The organism is Burkholderia sp. Bp8986, from assembly GCF_003854225.1.
Taxonomy (GTDB): domain Bacteria; phylum Pseudomonadota; class Gammaproteobacteria; order Burkholderiales; family Burkholderiaceae; genus Burkholderia.
On the sequence record NZ_QTQM01000019.1, the window covers coordinates 89,371 to 110,924 of the forward strand.

Consider the following 21,554-nt stretch of genomic DNA (forward strand, 5'->3'; position numbering starts at 1 on the left):
GCGCAACAGAATTTTCGAATTATGAGATCTTTTCTCGTAATGCGGAATATTGCTGCGCTGCACCCTTGCGGCGGGCCTCTGCGGCACGCGCCGCGGGCATAAATCCGTTTCCGTTCAACATATCCGGTATAGGTTTTCCATGTATTGCGCTGCGCTACAATCCTGCCATGTTGACCGATCGGCTTTTCGCACGCTCGGCGCGACCGTCGGGCCCGCCGGCGGAGTCGCAGCCGTCCCGCTGGCACCACGGACCGTGGTGGTCCAATTCCTATTTGCTGACGCCGCTGCTGTCGATCCTCGTGTTCCTCGTGGTGATGAGCCTCATTCTATGGAGCCTCAATCGCCGCGAACAGCAGCAGCAGGAAGACACCCTGTTCCGTAACGTCGCGTGGGCGCAGCAGCAGATCCGCCTGTCGATGACGGGCGCGCAGGAGCAACTGCAGGCGCTGTCGCGCGATCTCGCGTCCGGCCGCCTCGACCAGAACGCATTCCAGATGGCCGTCGCGGACGTGATGCAGACGCATCCGGAAATCCTCTATCTGAACTGGTACACCGCGCCCGGCGTGCAGCGCTGGCCGACCGTGCATCCTCCACTGCTCGGCCAGCGGCTCGCGAAACCCGGCGACGCGCAGATGCAGGACGCCGTGCGCGGCGCGTACGACGAAGCGCGCAGCACGCGCCGCCAGGCCTATTCGCCGCTGATCTACGACGACTTCGGCAACGGCTTCATCACGCTGCAGACGCCCGTGATGCGCGGCGACCGCGAATATCTCGGCTCGCTCGCCGCGGTGTTCTCGGTCGAAGGGATCCTGAAGCACGACATCCCGCAGGAGCTGTCGTCGAAGTACAAGATCTCGATCACCGACTCGAACAACCGCGAGCTGTCGTCCACGTCGACGCGCCCGCGCCTGCCGCGCGACTCCCACTACGACCTGCCGCTCGACCCGCCCGGCCAGGGGCTGACCGTGCGCGTGTACGCGTTCCCGCAGCTCACGAACCTGACCAACAACACGCTCGTGTGGCTCGTGGCCGGCCTGTCGTGCTTCGTGCTGTGGAGCCTCTGGAGCCTGTGGAAGCACACGCGCCAACGCTTCGAGGCACAGCAGGCGCTGTACGCTGAGGCGTTCTTCCGCCGCGCGATGGAGAATTCGGTGCTGATCGGCATGCGCGTGCTCGACATGCACGGCCGCATCACGCACGTGAACCCCGCGTTCTGCCGGATGACGGGCTGGGACGAAACCGACCTCGTCGGCAAGGTCGCACCGTTCCCCTACTGGCCGCGCGACTCGTATCCCGAAATGCAGCGCCAGCTCGACATGACGCTGCGCGGCAAGGCACCGAGCTCGGGCTTCGAACTGCGCGTGCGGCGCAAGAACGGCACGCTGTTCCATGCGCGCCTCTACGTTTCGCCGCTGATCGACAGCTCGGGCCGCCAGACCGGCTGGATGTCGTCGATGACCGACATCACCGAGCCGAAGCGCGCGCGCGAGGAACTCGCGGCCGCGCACGAGCGCTTCACGACGGTGCTCGAAAGCCTCGACGCCGCGGTATCGGTGCTGGCCGCCGACGAAGCCGAGCTGCTGTTCGCGAACCGCTACTACCGCCACCTGTTCGGGATCCGCCCGGACGGCCACCTCGAGCTGTCGGGCGGCGGCTTCGACCGCGCGCAGGCGTCGTCCGACTCGATCGACATGGTCGATGCGTTCGCCGGCCTGCCGGCCGCCGCGCTGACGAGCAGCACGGCAGACGCGCAGGAGGTGTACGTCGAGAGCATCCAGAAGTGGTTCGAGGTGCGCCGCCAGTACATCCAGTGGGTGGACGGCCACCTCGCGCAGATGCAGATCGCGACCGACATCACGACCCGCAAGAAGGCGCAGGAACTCGCGCACCAGCAGGAAGAGAAGCTGCAGTTCACGAGCCGATTGATGACGATGGGTGAAATGGCGTCGTCGATTGCGCACGAATTGAATCAGCCGCTCGCCGCGATCAACAACTATTGCTCGGGCACGCTCGCGCTCGTGAAAAGCGGCCGCGGCACGCCCGAGACGCTGCAGCCCGCGCTGGAAAAGACCGCGCAGCAGGCGCTGCGCGCGGGGATGATCGTCAAGCGGATCCGCGAATTCGTGAAGCGCAGCGAGCCGAAGCGCCAGCCGGCGCGGGTCGCGGACATCGTCGCCGACGCAGTCGGGCTCGCCGAAATCGAGGCCAGGAAGCGCAGGATCCGGATCGTCACGGAAATCCTCGCAAGAATGCCTATTATTTATGTCGACCCCGTGCTGATCGAGCAGGTGCTCGTGAACCTGATGAAGAACGCGGCCGAGGCGATGGCCGACGTGAAGCCGGCGTCGGCGGACGGCGTGATCCGCGTCGTCGCCGACATCGACGCGGGTTTCGTCGACATCCGCGTGATCGACCAGGGTCCGGGCGTCGACGAAGCGACCGCCGAACGCCTGTTCGAACCGTTTTACAGCACCAAGTCCGACGGCATGGGCATGGGGCTGAACATCTGCCGTTCGATCATCGAATCGCATCGGGGGCGTCTGTGGGTGGTCAACAATGTCGAACCGGACGGCCGCATTTCCGGCGCGACATTCCACTGCAGCCTGCCCATTGGGGAACCCGCTGATCTCGGCCAAGGGGGGCGCGAGGCATCGGCATCACATACCGTTACGGGAGAACTATGAATAGCCCTGTCACCACCACTCAGGAAACTGTCTTCGTCGTCGACGACGACGAGGCCGTACGGGACTCGCTGCGCTGGCTGCTGGAGGCGAACGGCTATCGCGTGCAATGTTTCTCGAGCGCCGAGCAGTTCCTCGATGCGTACCAGCCGGCGCAGCAGGCCGGCCAGATCGCCTGCCTGATCCTCGACGTGCGGATGTCAGGCATGAGCGGCCTCGAGCTGCAGGAGCGCCTGATCGCCGACAACGCCGCGCTGCCGATCATCTTCGTCACGGGCCACGGTGACGTGCCGATGGCCGTGTCGACGATGAAAAAGGGTGCGATGGACTTTATCGAGAAACCGTTCGACGAGGCCGAGCTGCGCAAGCTCGTCGAGCGGATGCTCGACAAGGCCCGAAGCGAAAGCAAGAGCGTCCAGGAACAGCGCGCCGCGAGCGAGCGCCTGTCGAAGCTGACCGCGCGCGAGCAGCAGGTGCTCGAGCGGATCATCGCCGGCCGCCTGAACAAGCAGATCGCCGACGATCTCGGGATCAGCATCAAGACGGTCGAAGCGCACCGCGCGAACATCATGGAAAAGCTCAACGTCAACACGGTCGCCGATCTGCTGCGCCTCGCGCTGTCGAAGAAGCAGGCCTGAACGTTGCGGGCGGCCGCCGGGCGCCTGCCCGGCCGGCCGCACCGCCGCGCCGCGCGATGCGGCCCACTCGCGCGGCACGGCACGGCGCCGCCTCCCGGGGCGCCGGCACCGCCGCCATGACGCTTTCCTTGTATTCGCTGTCGGACGACGGCAGGCGACCGGTATAATTCCGTGTTTTGCTGCGGCGCTTCGCGCGCCGCACGCCCGCATTTCAACTTCCCGGCAGGACCACCACCATGACAGCCCTCCTCATCGACGGCAACGCCCTCTCGAAGACCTTGCGCGCGCAGGCCGCCGAACGCGCCGCCGCCCTGACCGCACGCGGCCACCAGCCCGGCCTCGCGGTGATCCTCGTCGGCGCCAACCCGGCGAGCGAAGTCTACGTGCGCAACAAGATCAAGGCGTGCGAGGACAACGGCTTCTTCTCGCTGAAGGATGCGTACCCCGACACGCTGTCGGAAGCCGACCTGCTCGCGCGCATCGACGAACTGAACCGCGACCCGAAGATCCACGGCATCCTGGTCCAGCTGCCGCTGCCCGCGCACATCGATAGCCACAAGGTGATCGAGGCGATCGCGCCGGAGAAGGACGTCGACGGTTTCCACGTCGCGAACGCCGGCGCACTGATGACGGGCAAGCCGCTGTTCCGCCCGTGCACGCCGTACGGCGTGATGAAGATGTTCGAAGCGCACGGCATCCCGCTGCAAGGCGCCAACGCCGTCGTGATCGGCCGCTCGAACATCGTCGGCAAGCCGATGGCGATGCTGCTGCTCGAAGCCGGCGCGACCGTGACGATCTGCCACAGCAAGACGCGCGACCTCGCCGCGCACACGCGCCAGGCCGACGTCGTGGTCGCCGCGGTCGGCAAGCGCAACATCCTGACGGCAGACATGGTCAAGCCCGGTGCGACCGTGATCGACGTCGGCATGAACCGCGACGATGCGGGCAAGCTGTGCGGCGACGTCGACTTCGCCGGCGTGAAGGAAGTCGCCGGCCACATCACGCCGGTGCCGGGCGGCGTCGGCCCGATGACCATCACGATGCTGCTGATCAACACGATCGAAGCCGCCGAGCGCGCCGCCGCGGCCGCCTGAGCGCCTTCGACCCTCTCGCCCGTCCAGCCGGCGCGCACGCGTGCGCCGGCGTCCCGCCGGCCGCCCGCCGCGGCCGCGTCAGCGCCCTGCCACACTGCCGCGCTCCGCTTCATTCCGCCCCTTTCGACCCTTTCCGGCTCCGCGTTGCGCACCGCCAATCGCCTCGTTAGAAACTAACGATTGGAAAGCGCGCGATGCGCCCCAATAATGTCGATATCGGGCGCCGCCGCATCGCGCCTCACCCTTTTCACCCCGGTTCATCCGGCAACAGACAGGGAGTCTTAATGTCCGCCAGCGCCAATACCAATCCGCTCCTCGATTTCTCCGGCCTGCCCCGCTTCGGCGAGATTCGTCCGGAGCACGTGACGCCCGCGCTCGACACGCTGCTCGATGCCGCCAACCGCGCGGTCGACACGGCGAGCGCACCCGCGACGCCGGCGACCTGGGCCGCGATCGTCGAGACGGTCGAGCAGGCGACGGAGCCGCTCGGGCGCGCATGGGGCGTCGTCGGCCACCTGAACGCGGTCGCCGATACGCCGGAGCTGCGCGCCGCGTACGGCGAAAACCTGCCGCGCGTGACCGAATTCTGGTCGAGCGTCGGCCAGAACCTCGCCCTGTACGAGAAGTACAAGGCGATCGCCGCGAGCGCCGAATACGCGACGCTGTCCGCCGAGCGCAAGAAGATCCTCGACAACGCCCTGCGCGATTTCCGCCTGTCGGGCGCCGAGCTGCCCGAGGATCAGAAGCCGCGCTTCGCGGAACTGCAGGAGCAGCAGGCCGCGCTGTCGAAGGCGTTCTCCGACCACGTGCTCGACGCGACCAACGCGTATGCGTATTTCGCGCAGGACGAGGCCGAGCTGGCCGGCCTGCCGGGCGACGCGATCGAAGCGGCCCGCGAGGCCGCGCAGAAGGAAGGCAAGGAAGGCTGGAAGTTCACGCTGCACTTTCCGTCCTACTTCCCGGTGCTGCAGTACGCCGAGAACCGTGCGATGCGCGAGACGCTGTACCGCGCGTATGCGACGCGCGCGTCCGAACTCGGGCCGCAATACGGCGGCGGCAAGGCCGAGTGGGACAACACGGCGATCGTCGCGGACGAGCTTAAGCTGCGCCGCGAAGAGGCGCAGATGCTCGGCTACCGCAACTTCGCCGAAGTGTCGCTCGCGCCGAAGATGGCCGAATCGCCGCAACAGGTGATCGCGTTCCTCGAGGATCTCGCGACGCGCGCGCGTCCGCACGCGGACAAGGACTGGGACGAACTGCGCGCGTTCGCCGCGAAGGAGCTCGGCCTGACCGAGCTCGCCCCGTGGGACGTCGCGTTCGCGGCCGAGCGGCTGCGTCAGCAGCGCTACGCGTTCTCGGAAAACGAGGTCAAGCAGTACTTCCCGGAACCGGCCGTGCTGAAGGGCCTGTTCAACGTCACCGAAACGCTGTTCGGCGTGCGGATCAAGCCGGACGACGCACCGGTGTGGCACAAGGACGTGCGCTTCTTCCGCGTGGAGAACCGCGACGGCTCGCTCGTCGCGCAGTTCTATCTCGACCTGTACGCACGTGAAGGCAAGCGCGGCGGCGCGTGGATGGACGATGCGCGTGCGCGCGCCAAGCGCGGCGACACCGTGCAGACGCCGGTCGCGTACCTGACCTGCAACTTCTCGGCACCCGTCGGCGGCAAGCCCGCCTGCTTCACGCACGACGAGGTCATCACGCTGTTCCATGAATTCGGCCACGGGCTGCATCACATGCTCACGCGCGTCGACGAGCTCGGCGTGTCGGGCATCAACGGCGTCGAATGGGATGCGGTCGAGCTGCCGTCGCAGTTCATGGAAAACTTCTGCTGGGAATGGGACGTGCTGTCGTCGATGTCGTCGCACGTCGATACGGGCGCCGCGCTGCCGCGCGAGCTGTTCGACAAGATGATCGCCGCGAAGAACTTCCAGAGCGGCCTCGGCACGCTGCGCCAGATCGTGTTCTCGATGTTCGACATGCTGCTGCACGTCGACTTCGACCCGTCCGGCACGACCGGTGTGAATGCGTTCGCACGCGAGATCAACGAGCGCTACCACGTGATCCCGCAGGCCGCGTTCTCGCGCTGGCCGAACACGTTCAGCCACATCTTCGCGGGCGGCTATGCGGCCGGCTACTACAGCTACAAGTGGGCCGAGGTGCTGTCGGCAGACGCGTACGCGGCGTTCGAGGAAGCGGCGGCCGCCAGCGGCAGCGTGCTCGACGCGGCGACCGGCACGCGCTATCGCCGCGAAATCCTCGAAGTCGGCGGCAGCCGGCCGGCGATGGATTCGTTCAAGGCGTTCCGCGGCCGCGAGCCGGAAATCGACGCGCTGCTGCGTCACAACGGGATGGCCTCGCCCGCGCACTGAGCGCGCGCTGTCCGGCTTGTCCGGCTGCGTCGAAAGGCATCGCTGCGGCGGTGCCTTTTTTCATGGCGCGGGGGTTTTGTCGTTGGCGGCGTTGTCGGCGTTCGCCTCGTTCGGGTCGTTCGGGTCGTTCGGGTCGTTCGGGTCGTTCGGGTCGATTGCGTCGGTTTCCGCGTTGGCGTTGGCGTTGGCGTTGGCGTTGGCGTTGGCAGCGGCAGCGGCAGCGGCAGCGGCAGCGGCAGCGGCAGCGGCAGCGGCAGCGGCAGCGGCGTCAGTATCAGCCCCCTCGTCCGCATTGTCATCGAACAGCGAAAACTGCCCGTGACGTTCGGCCGTGTCCTCGTCGATGCGCACGCCCACGCCGAGCAACCGCACGGCCTGCGCGCGCCGTTGCAGCCCCTTCGCGAGCAGCGTGACGGCCGTCTGCGCGTTCGTCGCGTCGGCCACGCACTCGACCGTCGTACGCTGGAAATCGGCGAAGCGGATCTTCACGTACAGCTTGCGGATCGTGCGGGCCGCGCCCGCGCGCGCGATCCGCGCGTCGAGCTGCACGACGAGGCGGCGGATCTCGTCCGCGCATTGCTCGAGCGTCGTCAGGTCGGTCACGTAGGTCGTCTCGACGCTGACCGACTTGCGCTCCTGGTCGGCCCGCACCGGCCGCTCGTCGATGCCGCGCGCCAGCTGGTACAGCCGCCGGCCGAACGCACCGAACTCGCGATGCAGGTCGATCAGCGACCAGCCGCGCAACTGCGCGCAGGTCTGGATGCCCAGCCGGTCGAGCCGCGCGGCCGTCACCTGGCCGACGCCGTGCAGCTTGCGCACCGGCAGCGCCGCGACGAACGCATCGACCTCGTGCGGCCGCACGACGAACAGACCGTCGGGCTTGTTCCAGTCGGACGCGATCTTCGCGATGAACTTGTTCGGCGCGACACCCGCCGACACCGTCACGCCGACCGTGTCGTACACGCGCTGGCGAATCTCCCGCGCAATCAGCGTGGCGCTGCCCTGGCACAGCTGCGAACCGCTGACGTCGAGGTACGCCTCGTCGAGCGACAGCGGCTCGACGTCGTGCGTGTAGTCGCGATAGATCGCCATGATCTGCCGCGACGCCGCGCGGTACTTGTCCATCGCGGACGGCAGGATCAGCAGGTCCGGACACTTGCGCATCGCGAGCGCCGACGACATCGCGGAATGCACGCCGTAGCGCCGCGCCTCGTAGTTGCAGGTCGCGATCACGCCGCGCTGGTCGGGCCGGCCGCCGACGGCGAGCGGCCGGTTGCGCAGCGACGGGTCGTCGCGCATCTCGACCGACGCGTAAAAGCAGTCGCAGTCGCAGTGGATGATCTTGCGCACGCGCGACGGCGCGTCGCCGGGCGGCGACCCGCGCGGATCGGCAGGCGGGATGATGGTCGGATTCACGGTGCCGATACTGTACAAAAACACAGTGGCCGTTTCAACTGTCGCGTGCTGCCGCGTTCGGCCGACGGCCGACGCCCGGCGCAGCCGGAACGCCTCGGATCGCCTCCACCCGCTCGCCGGCCACCCCCGACCGGCAATGCCGTACCGGTCCGCTTCGCGCGGATCGTACCGCCGCGCGCACGGGCCGCCCCCTATACTCGTCTGCCACGACATATGAAACGCACAGGTGACGGATGAAAACGATCGGACTCATCGGCGGAATGAGCTGGGAATCGTCGGCCGAGTACTACCGGATGATCAATCGCCATTCGAAGGCGCTGCACGGCGGCCATCACAACGCGAAGAGCGTGCTGGTCACGGTGGATTTCGCGGAGATCGAAGCGCTGCAGCGCGCGCAGGACTGGGCCGCGCTCGGCGAACGGATGGCCGATGCCGCGCGTCGGCTCGAAGCGGCCGGCGCCGATCTCGTCGTGCTGACGACCAACACGATGCACCGCGTGCACGGCGCGATCGAGGCTGCCGTATCGCTGCCGTTCCTGCACATCGCCGATCCGACCGGCACCGCGCTGCGCGCCGCCGGCGTCGAGCGCGTCGCGCTGCTCGGCACGCGCTACACGATGGAGCTGCCGTTCTATGCGGAGCGCCTGCGCGACAAGTTCGGCCTCGACGTGCTGGTGCCGGACGAATCCGCACGCAACGACGTGCACCGGATCATCTACGACGAGCTGTGTCACGGCGTGATCGATGCCGGGTCGCGTGCGACCTACGTGTCGATCATCGGGGAACTGGCGAAACGCGGCGCACAGGCTGTGATACTCGGCTGTACGGAAATCACGCTGCTGATCGGCGCGGACGACGCGCCGCTGCCGGTATTCGATACGACCGCGCTGCATGCGAAGGCGGCGGTCGAGTGGGCGGCGGGCTGAAAACAAAAAACCCGGCACGGGGCCGGGTTCCTGTCGACGAAGCGCGCATCGGTCACTTGCGCTGCACATCGCCTGGTGTGCTTGGTTGCGGGGGTAGGATTTGAACCTACGACCTTCGGGTTATGAGCCCGACGAGCTGCCAGACTGCTCCACCCCGCGTCAGAGAAATAAATTATAGGGTGATGAAGCACTCACGTCAATACTTTTGTCACAAATTCTTCGCAGGCCGTCGATATCGACACGCACGGCACCGGCTTCGCATCGTGTGTCGCGCGCGTTCGCGCCCCGTGCTCGCGGTAAGATGGCGGCCTTCGCATTCACCCCGCACGCATTCCCGTTCATGAAAATCGCCACCTGGAACGTCAACTCGCTCAACGTCCGCAAGCAGCACGTGCTCGACTGGCTCGCGCAAAGCGGAGCCGACGTGCTGTGCCTGCAGGAACTGAAGCTGCCGGATGAGAAATATCCGCGCGCCGATCTCGAAGCGATCGGCTACCGCAGCTGGTTCGCGGGCCAGAAGACCTACAACGGCGTCGCGATCCTCGCGCGCGACACGCTCGCCGTCGACGAATCGGACGTCGTGCGCAACATCCCCGGCTTCGACGACGCGCAGCAGCGCGTGGTCGCCGTGACGGTCGAAGGCGTGCGCATCGTGTCCGCATATTTCCCGAACGGCCAGGCACCCGACTCCGACAAGTTCGTCTACAAGATGCAGTGGCTCGACGCGCTGCAGGCGTGGCTGGGCACCGAGATGCAGCGCTACCCGAAGCTCGCGCTGCTCGGCGACTACAACATCGCGCCGGAAGATCGCGACGTGCACGACCCGGCGAAATGGGAAGGTCAGAACCTCGTGTCGCCGCAGGAGCGCGCGCATTTCGCGAAACTGATCGAACTCGGCTTCGTCGATGCGTTCCGCCGCTTCGAGCAGCCCGAGAAGACCTTCACGTGGTGGGACTATCGGATGTTCGCGTTCCGCCGCAACGCGGGGCTGCGCATCGACCACATCCTGCTGTCGCCGGCGCTCGCCGAAACCTGCACGTCGTGCGAGGTCGATCGCGTGCCGCGCACGTGGGAACAGCCGTCCGACCACACGCCCGTGATCGCGGTCGTCAGCTGAACGCCCTGCCCGCTCGCGCCTGCGCTCAAGCGCGCGCGGGCGCGGGCCCGAGATGCGCCCACAGGAAGCCGAATTCCGCCGCATCGGATTCGGCACGCTCCAGATCGTCGGCGCTGCCGTGGCCGCCGTCGGTGTTCTCCCAGTACCACACCCGTTCGTGTCCGAGCGCATGCATGCGCGCGGCCATCTTGCGCGCATGCGCGGGATGCACGCGGTCGTCGCGGGTCGACGTCGTCAGCAGCAGCGGCGGATACGCAACGCCTTCGCGCACGCGGTGATACGGCGAGTAGGCGGCGAGCGCCGCGCCCTCGCGCGCATCGTCCGGATCGCCGTACTCGTCGAGCCATGCGGCGCCCGCGTGCAGCTTCGGATAGCGCCGCATGTCGAGCAACGGTACGCGGCACAGCACCGCGCCGAACAGTTCCGGGCGCTGCACCATGCATGCGCCGACCAGCAGCCCGCCGTTGCTGCCGCCCTCGATGCCGAGTTGCGCAGCCGTCGTCACGCCGGTGCGGATCAGGTCCTCGGCCACCGCGATGAAGTCGTCGAACGAGCGCTGCCGATGCTCGCGTTGCGCGTCGACGTGCCAGCCCGGTCCGAATTCGCCGCCGCCGCGGATGTGCGCGAACGCCGCGACGCCGCCGCGTTCGAGCCATGCGATGCCGAGTGCATCGCTGTAGCCCGGCAGGTTCGGAATCGCGAAGCCGCCATAGCCTGACAGCAGGCACGGCCGCGCGACGCGGGCGCTGCCGTCGGGATGCGCCAGGCCATCGAGCGCATCACGCGGCCCGATCAGCGTGTACGGCACGACCGTGCCGTCGCGCGAGCGGGCATTCGCGCGACGCACGACGAGCCCGGCCGCATCGAATCGCACCGGCGGCCGGTCGAGCAGCACGCGACGCGACGGCGCATCGGCCGCGCGGTCGGCCAGATCGGCGAGCCAGCATTCGGGCGGATCGAGATAGGTGTCGACGTCCACGTACACGTCGTCGTTCAGCGTCGACTCGACCGGCTCGACGTCGATCTGCGCGTCGCCCGGCCATTCGAACGGCCGCGCGTGCCACGTCCACGCGCCGTCCTCACCCTGGCGCGGCTGCCACAGCATCGTGCGGTTGTGCACGTCGTCGAGCCAGCTCGCGATCAGCATCGTGCGCGTGTGCGTCCACGTGCATGCGGACGTCGTCGGCCGCGGCTCGAACAGCGTCGTGAGCTCGCGCGACCCGGCGAGGAACGCCTGCTCGCGGATCGCGAGCAGCGAGCCGCCCGCGTGACGCACGCCGCCGCAGTCCCAGTCGAGCCGCGGCTCCAGCATCAGCCAACCTTCCCAGAAACCGACCTCGACGTGCGTCGGCACGTCGTAGCGCGCCCACTCGCCCGCGTCGGTCAGCCGGTATGCATGCGCGTCGAAGAAATCGACGCTGCGCCACGCGACGTGGCGGCCGTCGATCGGATCGAACCCCGCGCCCGCGCTGATGTCGTCGGGTTCGCCGCGGAACACCACCGGCGCATCGGCGAGCGGCGTGCCGCGTACCCAGCGGCGCGCTTCGTACGGATAGCCGGCGGCGGTCGCATGCGCCTCGCCGCGATCCCAGCTCACGTAGACGGTATCGCGGTCGATCCAGCCTATCGTGTGATTCCCGGGCACGTCGATCGTGAAGCCGCCGTCGACGAAACGGCGCTGCACGAGGTCGAATTCGCGCACGACGACCGCGTCGGCGCCGCCCGGCGACAACGACAGCAGCGCGCGGTCGCCGTCCGGGTACAGGATCGCGTCCTGCTCGAACACCCACGACTCGCCCTCTTGCGCGCCGAGCGCGTCGACGTCGAGCAGCGTTTCCCACTCGGGCCGGCCCGCGCGCCAGTCGTCCCAGCGCGCGCGGCGCCACAGACCCTTCGGATGGAGATCGTCCTGCCACAGGTCGTACGCCCAATCGCGCCAGCGGGTCGGAATCACCGGGCGTTCGCGCGGCAGATACGCCTGCGCGAGCCGCGCGGTCAGCGCGCGATACGCATCGTCGTCGCGCAGCGCGACCCGTGTGCGCGCGTTCTGCTCGTCGACCCACGCACGGGCACGCTTGCTGTCGAGCGCTTCGAGAAAACGGAAGGGATCGGCGCCGGCGGGCCAGCGGAAGGAATCGGACATGACGGGAGCGCACGTAACGGCAAACCGCGATTATGTCCGATCGCGGCATGCGCGACGCACGCGCATGCCGCGACAGAGGCTTTACGGCTCCAGATGCAGTTCCTGGATCTTGCGCGTGATCGTGTTGCGGCCGATGCCGAGCCGCTCCGCCGCCTCGACCTTGCGGCCGCGCGTGAAATCGAGCGCCTCGCGGATCACGGCCGCCTCGAAGCGGCGCGCGAGCTCGTCCATCACGTCGGCCGAATTCTCGCGCAACAGCCGCGCGACTTCCGTGCGCAGCCCGCTTTCCCACATCGGATAGCCGGCCGGCGCGCCGTTCGGCGCGGCCGCGACGGGGGCTGCCGTCAACGGCGCACCCGCCGCCGGCTGCACGCGCGCGATGTCGCCACCTCCCATGCCGGTGCCGGCGTGCGCATCCGCGCCATCGGCCGTCGCCGTCACCGGCGCGCCTGCCGGCACGAGGTCGGGCGGCAGGTCCTTGATCTCGACCGTCTGCGCGGGCGCCATCACGGTCAGCCAGTTCGCGAGATTCTCGAGCTGACGCACGTTGCCCGGAAACGTGAGCGACGTCAGATACGCGAGCGCTTCGTCGGACACGCGCTTCGGCTCGACGCCGAGATCGCGCGCGCTCTTCTGCAGGAAGTGGCGCGTGAGCAGCGCGATGTCCTCGCTGCGTTCGCGCAGCGGCGGCAGCCGCAGCCGGATCACGTTGAGCCGGTGGTAAAGGTCCTCGCGGAACAGCCCCTGCCGCACGCGCGACTCGAGATTCTGGTGCGTCGCGGCGATCACGCGCACGTTCGCGCGCAGCGGGTTGTGGCCGCCGACCCGATAGAACTGGCCGTCCGACAGCACGCGCAACAGGCGCGTCTGCAGGTCGAACGGCATGTCGCCGATTTCGTCGAGGAACAGCGTGCCGTTCTCGGCCTGCTCGAAGCGGCCCTGGCGCGTCGTCTGCGCGCCGGTGAACGCGCCGCGCTCGTGGCCGAACAGTTCGGATTCGAGCAGGTCCTTCGGAATCGCCGCGGTATTCAGTGCGATGAACGGCCCGTTGGCCCGCGGGCTGTGACGGTGCAGCGCCCGCGCGACGAGCTCCTTGCCGGTGCCAGACTCGCCGGTGATCAGCACGGTCGCGGCCGAGTGCGACAGGCGGCCGATCGCGCGGAACATGTCCTGCATCGCGGGCGCCTGGCCGAGCATCTCGGGCGCTTCGGCCACACGCTCGTCCTGCGGCGCGCCGCCGCGCAGGCTCTCCTCGACCGCGCGGCGGATCAGCTCGACCGCCTTGTCGACGTCGAACGGCTTCGCGAGATATTCGAACGCGCCGCCCTGAAACGCCGCGACGGCGCTGTCGAGATCGGAGAACGCCGTCATGATGATGACGGGCAGGCCCGGCAGGCGCTCGTGCATCGCCTGCAACAGCTCGAGGCCGGAGCCGCCCGGCATCCGGATGTCGGACACGAGCACCTGCGGCGTCTCGTGGTCGAGCGCGGCCAGCGCGTCGCGCACGTTCGCGAAGCTCTTCGTCGCGAAGCTGTCCCGGGCGAGTGCCTTTTCGAGCACCCAGCGGATCGATTGATCGTCGTCTACTATCCAGATCGGCTTCATAGGTCGGTCAGGTATGGGTGAATCCGGTGAATCGCCATGCTGCCGCTCAATGATCGAGCGGCAGCAGGATCTGAAATTCGGTACGACCGGGCCGGCTCTCGACCTCGATCATCCCGTCGTGCTGCTGCACGAACGTCTGCGCGAGCGTGAGGCCGAGGCCGCTGCCGTCGTCGCGCCCGGACACGAGCGGGTAGAAGATCCGGTCGCGGATCTCCTCCGGAATGCCGGGCCCGTTGTCGACCACGTGCAAGTCCAGTGCCAGCCTGTACAGGCGCTTCGCGATCGTCACCTTGCGTGCGATACGCGTGCGCAGCTCGATCTTCGCGTCGCCCTGCGCGATCCGCTCGCGCAGCGCCTGCGCCGCGTTGCGCACGATGTTCAGCAGCGCCTGGATCAGCTGCTCCTTGTCGCCGCGCAGGTCCGGCACGCTCACGTCGTAGTCGCGCTCGATGGTGAGCCCGCGCGGAAATTCCGCGAGCATCACCGCGCGCACGCGTTCGCATACTTCATGAATGTTCACGTCGCCGACGATGTGCGGATGCCGGTGCGGCTCCAGCAACCGGTCGACGAGCGTCTGCAGGCGGTCGGACTCCTTGATGATCACCTGCGTGTATTCGCGCAACTCGCCGCGCTCGCGCCCGCTCAGTTCGAATTCGAGCAGCTGGGCTGCGCCGCGAATGCCGCCGAGCGGGTTCTTGATCTCGTGCGCGAGGTTGCGGATCAGTTGCTTGTTGACCGCGGTCAGGTCGTGGATGCGCTCCTCGCGATCGGTGCGCGACTGCCGTTCGTTCTCGAACAGCTCGACGAGCACGAAATCGGGCACGGTCTCGAGGAAGCCGACGATCGCATGCACGTGCAGCGGCTCGCGGCCGGGCCGGTCGAGCACGGTATCGAGATGCGTCGCGTGAAAGCGCTCCTGGCCGATCGCGGTGATCGTCGACGCGAGTTCGTTCGCATTGGGGAAAATCTCGCCCCACGGCCGCTGCGCGAGCTGCCGGCGCGAGATGTCGAGCATCGCCTCCGCGGACGGGTTCGCGAACGCGACCCGCAGCGTCTTGCGGTCGAGCACGATCACGGCCGTCGGCAGCGCTTCCAGCCCCGCAAGCAGGCCCGAGCGCGCGAGCCGCTCGTCTTCCGTCAGTCGCTCGGGCTGCCCCGTCTTCGCCTTGATGAGATTCTTCAGAGCCATCGTGCGTGTCGTCGCGCGTTACCGGGTCGGAAATTGGAAATTTTCGGAACAAAAAAGGGACGGCTGGACGCCGTCCCCCTTCAGACTCCGCGGTTCCCGCCGCAGGCCACGCGACGGGAACGAACCGGCATGACGGCGCTGAATCGAAGCGCCATCGCCGATTACAGCGAGTAGTACATCTCGAACTCGATCGGATGCGTCGTCATGCGGAACTTCGCCAGCTCCTGCTCCTTCAGCGCGAGGTACGCATCGATCATGCCGTCGGTGAACACGCCACCGCGCGTCAGGAACTCGCGATCCTTGTCGAGCGCTTCCAGTGCCTGGTCGAGGCCTGCGCAGACGGTCGGGATCTTTGCGTCCTCTTCCGGCGGCAGGTCGTACAGGTTCTTGTCCGCGGCTTCGCCCGGATGGATCTTGTTCTGGATCCCGTCGAGGCCGGCCATCATCAGCGCCGTGAAGCACAGGTACGGGTTCGCCATCGGATCCGGGAAGCGCGTTTCGATACGGCGACCCTTCGGGTTCGACACGTGCGGAATGCGGATCGATGCCGAACGGTTGCGCGCCGAGTACGCGAGCTTGACCGGTGCTTCGAAGTGCGGGACCAGACGCTTGTACGAGTTCGTCGTCGGGTTCGTGATCGCGTTCAGCGCACGGGCGTGCTTGATGATGCCGCCGATGTAGAACAGCGCCAGTTCCGACAGGCCCGCGTAGCCGTTACCCGCGAACAGGTTCTGGCCGTCCTTCCAGATCGACTGGTGAACGTGCATGCCCGAACCGTTGTCGCCGACGACCGGCTTCGGCATGAACGTCGCCGTCTTGCCGTACGAGTGCGCGACGTTGTGGATGATGTACTTCGACCATTGCGTCCAGTCGGCGCGCTGAACCAGCGTCGAGAACTTCGTGCCGATTTCGTTCTGGCCCTGGCCCGCCACTTCGTGGTGGTGCACTTCGACCGGGATGCCGAGCTGTTCGAGCAGCAGGCACATTTCCGAACGCATGTCCTGGAACGTGTCGACCGGCGCGACCGGGAAGTAGCCGCCCTTCGTGCCCGGACGGTGGCCCGTGTTGCCGCCTTCGAATTCCTTGGCCGAAGACCACGGTGCTTCTTCCGAGTTGATCTTCACGAAGCAGCCCGACATGTCCGTGTTCCACTGGACCGAGTCGAAAATGAAGAATTCCGGTTCCGGACCGAAGTAGGCGGTGTCGCCGATGCCCGTGCTCTTCAGGTACGCTTCGCCGCGCTTCGCGAGCGAACGCGGGTCGCGCTCGTAGCCCTTGCCGTCGGCCGGCTCGACCACGTCGCAGGTCAGCACGAGGGTCGACTCTTCATAGAACGGGTCGACGAATGCGGCGCTCGGATCCGGCATGAGCAGCATGTCCGACGCCTCGATGCCCTTCCAGCCGGCGATCGACGAGCCGTCGAATGCATGGCCGCTTTCGAACTTGTCTTCGTCAAACGCCGAAACCGGCACCGACACGTGCTGTTCCTTGCCGCGCGTATCCGTGAAGCGGAAATCGACAAACTTGACGTCCTCGTCCTTCACGAGCTGCATGACGTCGGCGACGGTTTTACTCATAACCTCTTCTCCTGATTGAACAATTCCGGCGGACTGGGAACCGCCTCGTTTATCGAGCTGCCCGGAGTCTGGCTTTGGCGCAGCGTGCCCCGGGTCGACCGAATTCTATATAGCAGCTTCCGTGCCAACCATCGCAAAACCGACGCGAATCACGCCGACCCGCGCCGTAGCGGGGCCCGGCTGCGCGATTCCGGGGCCGGGCGCCGCACCGGCGGCGGCGCCTCCGCACCGCAACGGTGCAATCCCGGGGAGGCGACGGCGTCGACGAATCTTTTTGGTGCATTCGTGCCATTCTGCACTCTTTTGGTGAGCGCGTGGGCGGTGCATGCGCCACCGGGCACGCGGACATCCGCGCGGCGGCGCCGCGCTAGAATGTTCGTTTGACCGATACGGAGACCTCCTGCCATGAGTACGCTCGACCAGCTTTACGCGAAGGCCGAAGAACGCCGCGCCCAAGGCGCGCTCAACTATGCCGGCGCCCTGCTGCCGGCCGAGGCATTCGAACTGCTGCAGCTCGACCCGTCGGCACGCCTCGTCGACGTGCGCACCCGCGCCGAGCTCGACTGGATCGGCCGCCCGCTCGTCGGCGACGGCCAGTACCTGCACCTCGAATGGACGCGCTATCCGGGCGGCGTGCCGAACGCCGAATTCATCGATCAACTGAAAGCGGCCCTCCCGGCCGATACGCCGATCCTGTTCCTGTGCCGCAGCGCCGCGCGTTCGAAGCTCGCCGCGGTCGCGTCGACGCAGGCCGGCTTCACGAAGGCCTTCGACCTGCTCGAAGGCTTCGAGGGCGGCAAGGATGCCGAAGGCCACCGCAAGACGGTCGACGGCTGGTGCTTCCGGAAACTGCCGTGGATCGGCGCCTGACGGCGCATCCGCCCAGGCACGCCCGACTGCCACATCGTCGAGCCGGGCGATGACATCCCGATGACGGGCCGCGTTGCGCGGCCCGTGGTTTTTGCGGGGCCGTGCCACGGCCCGCATGCGCGATCGCCGCGCGCGGCCTTCAGGCCTTCAGGCGCGCGGCGCCTCCGGTTCGACCACGTCGCCGCCGAGCAGGTGCACGCCTTCGCGCAGCTTCACGAACGCGGCCGCGACCGCCTCCGGCTCGCCCTTCACGCCGAGGTCGATATGCCGGCGCGCATAGATCCCGCCGCGCTCGGCATCGCCGACGCTCGGCAGGCTGAACACGCGCACGCTCGGGAAATCGCGCTCGATCTTCTCCATCAGCGGCGTGAGCGTCGACTCCGGCAGTTCGAACACGTACAGCGAGCGCTCCGCGTGCGGCGTCGCGTGATGGAGATGCCGGTACTTCGTGTCGAGCACCCATTCGATCATCGGCCACGCCATCACCGGGAAGCCCGGCACGAAATGGAGATCGCCGACCGAGAAACCGGGAATCCGGTTATAGCCGTTCGGGATGATCGTCGCGCCCGCCGGGAACACGCCCATGTTGAAGCGATGCTGGTTTTCCGGCGATTCGAAGTCGACCGGCGTGGCCGCATCGGTGTGCGTCTCGCGAATGCGCTCCGAGATCAGCGCCTTCGCTTCCGGATGCAGCACGAGCGGCACGCCGAGTGCGGCGGCCGCGCACTGGCGCGTGTGGTCGTCCGGCGTCGCGCCGATCCCGCCCGTGGAGAACACGATGTCGCCCGACGCGATCGCGCGCGCGAGCGTCGCGGTGATCCGCGCCGGATCGTCGCCGACGTATTCGGCCCAGTCGAGCGCGAGGCCGCGCGCGCCGAGCAGTTCGATGACCTTCGCCAGATGCTTGTCCTGCCGGCGGCCCGAAAGGATTTCGTCGCCGATGATGATGATGCCGATGCTCATGCCTGCCCCATGTCGATTGCGGTGGCGCGCGAACTCGCACGCAGGTCGTCCAGCGCGCGCAGGCAATAGTGCCCGAACCACAGCGCCGAGAAGACGAGGATGAAAGCGTAAACCCAGATCATGGCCGCCGCCACGAACGGAAACAGCACCATCATCCAGACCGACGACACCCACACGAAGGTCGGCACGGTGCCGAGCAGCCCGGTCGCGACGCCGATGCCGATCAGCGGCCAGCGATGCTGGCGCACGAGCGCGCGGCGTTCGTCGCGGCTCGCGTGCTGCGCGAGCGCGTCGTAGGTCATCACGCGGTACGTGAGCCAGCCCCAGATCACCGGCGGCAACAGCGCGAAGAACGGCGGGATCAGCCACAGCGGAATCGTGACGACGAGCAGCACGACGCCCACGATCGCCGCGCCGAGCGAATTGAACACGCTGCCGAAGAACGTGCCGCCCCGCTTCGCCTCCAGCGCGGCGAACTGCCGGTTAGACAGGTGCCTGATCACGACCGGCATCGAGATCGTCGCGATCAGCAGCAGCACGGTCAGCACGATCAGCGGAATCGCGAGCGACACGACGACGAACGGCGCGACGACCGCATGCAGCTGCGACATCCCGAGCGCGTCGAACGCGCGGTACAGCGCCGCGGTCAGCACGAAGCCGTCGAGCGCGCCGCGCGCGGCGTCGATCAGCGTCTGCCACGAGAACCACAGCACGACGCCCCACAGCAGCGCGGAGACGACGAACGGCATCAGGGTGAGCCACAGCATGCGCGGGTGCAGCGCGCTGGCGAACGCCCGGACGAAGGAGCGCAGCAAGTCGTTCATGCGAACCTGTATCGACGATGAAAAACGGGAAAAGGATAAACCACACGGCCCGCAGGCGCCAAAGCGCATGCGGGCCGTGCGGGAAAGCCGTTCAACGGGAAAGTGACGCGCTCAGGCCGACGCCGCGCCGCGCTTCGCGGGAAAGAGGCGCCGGAAGATCCGCACGAACGCGAGGCCGTGCTGCGCCCAGAAGCCTTCGCCGTAGGACACGCCTTCGACCTGCTCGCGGATGCCGGTCGGCTCGACCGTGCGGTTCCACGACGCGGTGCCGAACATCATGTCCCACCACGGGAACAGCACGCCGAAGTTGCAGCCGTACTTGGTGCCTTCGTGGCCGTAGCCGACCGCGTGGTGGCGTCGGTGGAAGGTCGGGCTCACGAGCAGGCGCTCGCCGAGCCAGCCGAACGACAGCCGCGCATTCGTATGCTGGATGCTCTGCACGAAGTTCGTGACCGCGGTCAGCACGACGAACTGCGACGGCGTCACGCCGATCACGAGCGCGATCGCCGCGAAGAAACACGATTGCAGCACGTTGTCGAGCAGGTGGTTGCGGTCGTCGCACCACAACGACATCTGCCGCTGGCTGTGATGCACCGCGTGCAGCTCCCACCAGATGCCGAACTTGTGCTGCCAGCGGTGATACCAGTAGCCGGCGAAGTCGAGCACGACGAGGTAGATCGCGAACGCGACGATCGGCCGCGAGGTCACGCCCGGCCACAGATAATCGAGGTTGACGTTCGCAACGCCGTGCAGGCGCAGCCACGCCTGGAGGCGGTCGAACACCGGCTGCAGCGCGAAGAAGAAGAACAGCGTGTAGATGCCGAGCTTCGAGATCGCGGTATAGATCACGTCGACCCGCACCGCGCGGCGGCTCTTCCAGCGCTCGACGGGCGCGAGCGCCTCGAGCGGGCGCAGCAGCGCGAACATCAGCACCATCTGGAGCGCGCCGATGATCACCCAGTACAGCGCGTCGTAGGTGTCCTCGTCATAGTCCATCAGGTTGAACTTGAAGAGGAGCGGCTGCACGACGTCGACGTACAGCCAGGTCTGGATGTCCGACACGAACGCATCGATCAGGTGCAGCATCGTCCGCCTCCGCCCGTCACGCGCCGTTCGCAGCCTTCCACGGCGCGCGGTCGTAGAAGTAGATGCCGTGCGGCGAACGGCCGACGGAGATCGTCTGCACCAGCTTGCGCGAGGCCAGGTCGATGATCCCGACCTTCTTCGCGAAGCGGAACGTCACCCACAGCGTCTTCTTGTCGGCGGACAGCTCCATGTCGTCCGGGCCCGGCAGCAGGCCGGTGATGTCGCCGACCTTGGTGAGCGTGTTCTCGTCGATGATGCTGATCGTGTTCGCGACCCGGTTCGTGATCGCGACGTGCGTGCCGTCCGCGAGCGAGCGGAAGTTGTGCGCGCCCTTGCCGGTCTGGATGGTCTTCACGACCTTCTGATTGCGCCAGTCGACGACCGCGACGTAATCGGCGCCCGTCATGCCGACCAGCAGGTACTTGTCGTCCGGCGTCATCCACAGGCCCGCCGGCACGTTGCCGACCGGCATCTTCCACTTGACCGTCTGCGTCGCGAGGTCGACCGCCGCGATCTCGCCGGACACCTGCAGCGACACGAGCACGGTCTTGCTGTCCTTCGTGAACGCGATGTGACTCGGCATCACCGCGAGCGGCAAGCGCTTCACGAGATGCAGGTCGCGGCCGTCGTAGCTGTAGATGTCGAGCCGGTCGAGGCGCAGCCCGGTCGACACGAACCACTTGTTGTCGGGCGAGAAGCCGAGCTGGTACGGATCCTCGATGCCTTCGACCGTGCGCTGCAGCTTGCCCGTCTTCGGATCGACGAACATCAGGCTGTTCGAGACCGAATTCGCGACGATCAGCGACGAATTGTCCGGCGTCGCCATCAGGTGGTGCGGCTCCTTGCCGGTCGGCATCGTGCCGACGACCTGGCGGGTCTGCTGGTCGATCAGGGAAAGCGTCGCTTCGGCCGAATTGAGGATGATCACGTTATTCGCGTGCGCGGCAGGCGCCAGCACGGCGGCGGCCAGCGCAAGCGTGCGGCCGAAGGAAAGGAAAGTGCGCATGAAGACTCACGTCGTGGAACAGCAGTGATTGTAAAACGCTCGACCGG

General features: G+C 67.3%; 16 protein-coding genes and 1 tRNA gene. 7 read left to right on the plus strand and 10 right to left on the minus strand.

Annotation, left to right across the window (positions count from 1 at the left end; genetic code table 11):
- Nucleotides 1-167 precede the first annotated feature (167 nt).
- The 4 genes from fixL (at nucleotide 168) to DID99_RS18750 (ending at nucleotide 6,785) form a co-directional block, all read left to right on the plus strand.
- Complete coding sequence (gene fixL, locus DID99_RS18735; protein ID WP_124488317.1) at nucleotides 168-2,684, plus strand: oxygen sensor histidine kinase FixL; 2,517 nt, start codon at nucleotides 168-170, stop codon at nucleotides 2,682-2,684.
- Nucleotides 2,681-3,319: an oxygen response regulator transcription factor FixJ gene (fixJ, locus tag DID99_RS18740; protein WP_006493245.1), complete on the plus strand. Its 639-nt coding sequence runs from the start codon at nucleotides 2,681-2,683 to the stop codon at nucleotides 3,317-3,319. The genes fixL and fixJ overlap by 4 nt, the downstream gene beginning before the upstream one ends.
- Nucleotides 3,320-3,555: 236 nt before the next feature.
- Nucleotides 3,556-4,413, plus strand: a complete 858-nt coding sequence (folD, locus tag DID99_RS18745; RefSeq protein WP_124522157.1) for a bifunctional methylenetetrahydrofolate dehydrogenase/methenyltetrahydrofolate cyclohydrolase FolD — start codon at nucleotides 3,556-3,558, stop codon at nucleotides 4,411-4,413.
- A 284-nt stretch (nucleotides 4,414-4,697) separates the two neighbouring features.
- Nucleotides 4,698-6,785: a M3 family metallopeptidase gene (locus tag DID99_RS18750; RefSeq protein ID WP_124522159.1), complete on the plus strand. Its 2,088-nt coding sequence runs from the start codon at nucleotides 4,698-4,700 to the stop codon at nucleotides 6,783-6,785.
- Nucleotides 6,786-6,845: 60 nt separating this feature from the next.
- Here the strand turns inward: DID99_RS18750 and dinB are convergent, their stop codons facing one another.
- Nucleotides 6,846-8,225: a DNA polymerase IV gene (gene dinB / locus DID99_RS18760; protein ID WP_260444609.1), complete on the minus strand. Its 1,380-nt coding sequence runs from the start codon at nucleotides 8,223-8,225 to the stop codon at nucleotides 6,846-6,848.
- A gap of 209 nt (nucleotides 8,226-8,434) precedes the next feature.
- Here dinB and DID99_RS18765 point away from each other — a divergent pair, with 209 nt between their 5' ends.
- Nucleotides 8,435-9,127, plus strand: a complete 693-nt coding sequence (locus DID99_RS18765) for an aspartate/glutamate racemase family protein (RefSeq protein ID WP_124488321.1) — start codon at nucleotides 8,435-8,437, stop codon at nucleotides 9,125-9,127.
- A gap of 82 nt (nucleotides 9,128-9,209) precedes the next feature.
- On the opposite strand, the gene DID99_RS18770 is transcribed toward DID99_RS18765, so the two are convergent.
- A tRNA-Met gene (locus tag DID99_RS18770) sits at nucleotides 9,210-9,286 on the minus strand.
- A 181-nt stretch (nucleotides 9,287-9,467) separates the two neighbouring features.
- On the opposite strand from DID99_RS18770, the gene xth reads away from it, so the two are divergent.
- On the plus strand, nucleotides 9,468-10,244 hold the full coding sequence (gene xth / locus DID99_RS18775) for an exodeoxyribonuclease III (RefSeq protein ID WP_221622524.1): 777 nt from the start codon (nucleotides 9,468-9,470) through the stop codon (nucleotides 10,242-10,244).
- 25 nt (nucleotides 10,245-10,269) lie between these two features.
- On the opposite strand, the gene DID99_RS18780 is transcribed toward xth, so the two are convergent.
- From DID99_RS18780 to glnA, 4 genes are all read right to left on the minus strand, one after another.
- Nucleotides 10,270-12,387 (minus strand): prolyl oligopeptidase family protein, encoded by a 2,118-nt coding sequence (locus DID99_RS18780; protein WP_124570269.1) that lies wholly within the window; start codon nucleotides 12,385-12,387, stop codon nucleotides 10,270-10,272.
- Nucleotides 12,388-12,468: 81 nt separating this feature from the next.
- A complete protein-coding gene (gene ntrC, locus DID99_RS18785) occupies nucleotides 12,469-13,992 on the minus strand; it encodes a nitrogen regulation protein NR(I) (RefSeq protein WP_124570270.1) in 1,524 nt (507 codons plus the stop codon).
- 46 nt (nucleotides 13,993-14,038) lie between these two features.
- Nucleotides 14,039-15,181, minus strand: a complete 1,143-nt coding sequence (gene glnL, locus DID99_RS18790) for a nitrogen regulation protein NR(II) (protein WP_044849106.1) — start codon at nucleotides 15,179-15,181, stop codon at nucleotides 14,039-14,041.
- A 161-nt stretch (nucleotides 15,182-15,342) separates the two neighbouring features.
- Entirely contained in the window at nucleotides 15,343-16,758 is a 1,416-nt protein-coding gene (gene glnA, locus DID99_RS18795) for a type I glutamate--ammonia ligase (RefSeq protein ID WP_044849105.1), read from the minus strand.
- A gap of 405 nt (nucleotides 16,759-17,163) precedes the next feature.
- Here glnA and DID99_RS18800 point away from each other — a divergent pair, with 405 nt between their 5' ends.
- On the plus strand, nucleotides 17,164-17,628 hold the full coding sequence (locus DID99_RS18800; protein WP_044849104.1) for a rhodanese-like domain-containing protein: 465 nt from the start codon (nucleotides 17,164-17,166) through the stop codon (nucleotides 17,626-17,628).
- 147 nt (nucleotides 17,629-17,775) lie between these two features.
- On the opposite strand, the gene DID99_RS18805 is transcribed toward DID99_RS18800, so the two are convergent.
- The 4 genes from DID99_RS18805 to DID99_RS18820 all read right to left on the minus strand — a co-directional run bounded on the left by DID99_RS18805 (nucleotide 17,776) and on the right by DID99_RS18820 (nucleotide 21,507).
- On the minus strand, nucleotides 17,776-18,591 hold the full coding sequence (locus DID99_RS18805) for a molybdopterin-binding protein (RefSeq protein ID WP_044849103.1): 816 nt from the start codon (nucleotides 18,589-18,591) through the stop codon (nucleotides 17,776-17,778).
- Nucleotides 18,588-19,415: an EI24 domain-containing protein gene (locus DID99_RS18810; protein ID WP_044849102.1), complete on the minus strand. Its 828-nt coding sequence runs from the start codon at nucleotides 19,413-19,415 to the stop codon at nucleotides 18,588-18,590. Before DID99_RS18810 ends, DID99_RS18805 begins: the two co-directional genes overlap by 4 nt.
- Before the next feature lie 111 nt (nucleotides 19,416-19,526).
- A complete protein-coding gene (locus DID99_RS18815) occupies nucleotides 19,527-20,501 on the minus strand; it encodes a sterol desaturase family protein (RefSeq protein ID WP_124667275.1) in 975 nt (324 codons plus the stop codon).
- A 16-nt stretch (nucleotides 20,502-20,517) separates the two neighbouring features.
- The gene (locus DID99_RS18820; protein ID WP_044847670.1) at nucleotides 20,518-21,507 is read right to left on the minus strand and encodes a beta-propeller fold lactonase family protein; all 990 of its coding nucleotides are present in this window, start codon (nucleotides 21,505-21,507) and stop codon (nucleotides 20,518-20,520) included.
- Between the last annotated feature and the right edge of the window lie 47 nt (nucleotides 21,508-21,554).

Coding starts and splice junctions, on each gene's coding strand:
- fixL (WP_124488317.1), top strand. CDS start 168: ATGTTGACCGATCGGCTTTTCGCACGCTCGGCGCGACCGTCGGGCCCG.
- fixJ (WP_006493245.1), top strand. CDS start 2,681: ATGAATAGCCCTGTCACCACCACTCAGGAAACTGTCTTCGTCGTCGAC.
- folD (WP_124522157.1), top strand. CDS start 3,556: ATGACAGCCCTCCTCATCGACGGCAACGCCCTCTCGAAGACCTTGCGC.
- DID99_RS18750 (WP_124522159.1), top strand. CDS start 4,698: ATGTCCGCCAGCGCCAATACCAATCCGCTCCTCGATTTCTCCGGCCTG.
- DID99_RS18765 (WP_124488321.1), top strand. CDS start 8,435: ATGAAAACGATCGGACTCATCGGCGGAATGAGCTGGGAATCGTCGGCC.
- xth (WP_221622524.1), top strand. CDS start 9,468: ATGAAAATCGCCACCTGGAACGTCAACTCGCTCAACGTCCGCAAGCAG.
- DID99_RS18780 (WP_124570269.1), bottom strand. CDS start 12,387: ATGTCCGATTCCTTCCGCTGGCCCGCCGGCGCCGATCCCTTCCGTTTT.
- ntrC (WP_124570270.1), bottom strand. CDS start 13,992: ATGAAGCCGATCTGGATAGTAGACGACGATCAATCGATCCGCTGGGTG.
- glnL (WP_044849106.1), bottom strand. CDS start 15,181: ATGGCTCTGAAGAATCTCATCAAGGCGAAGACGGGGCAGCCCGAGCGA.
- glnA (WP_044849105.1), bottom strand. CDS start 16,758: ATGAGTAAAACCGTCGCCGACGTCATGCAGCTCGTGAAGGACGAGGAC.
- DID99_RS18800 (WP_044849104.1), top strand. CDS start 17,164: ATGAGTACGCTCGACCAGCTTTACGCGAAGGCCGAAGAACGCCGCGCC.
- DID99_RS18805 (WP_044849103.1), bottom strand. CDS start 18,591: ATGAGCATCGGCATCATCATCATCGGCGACGAAATCCTTTCGGGCCGC.
- DID99_RS18810 (WP_044849102.1), bottom strand. CDS start 19,415: ATGAACGACTTGCTGCGCTCCTTCGTCCGGGCGTTCGCCAGCGCGCTG.
- DID99_RS18815 (WP_124667275.1), bottom strand. CDS start 20,501: ATGCTGCACCTGATCGATGCGTTCGTGTCGGACATCCAGACCTGGCTG.
- DID99_RS18820 (WP_044847670.1), bottom strand. CDS start 21,507: ATGCGCACTTTCCTTTCCTTCGGCCGCACGCTTGCGCTGGCCGCCGCC.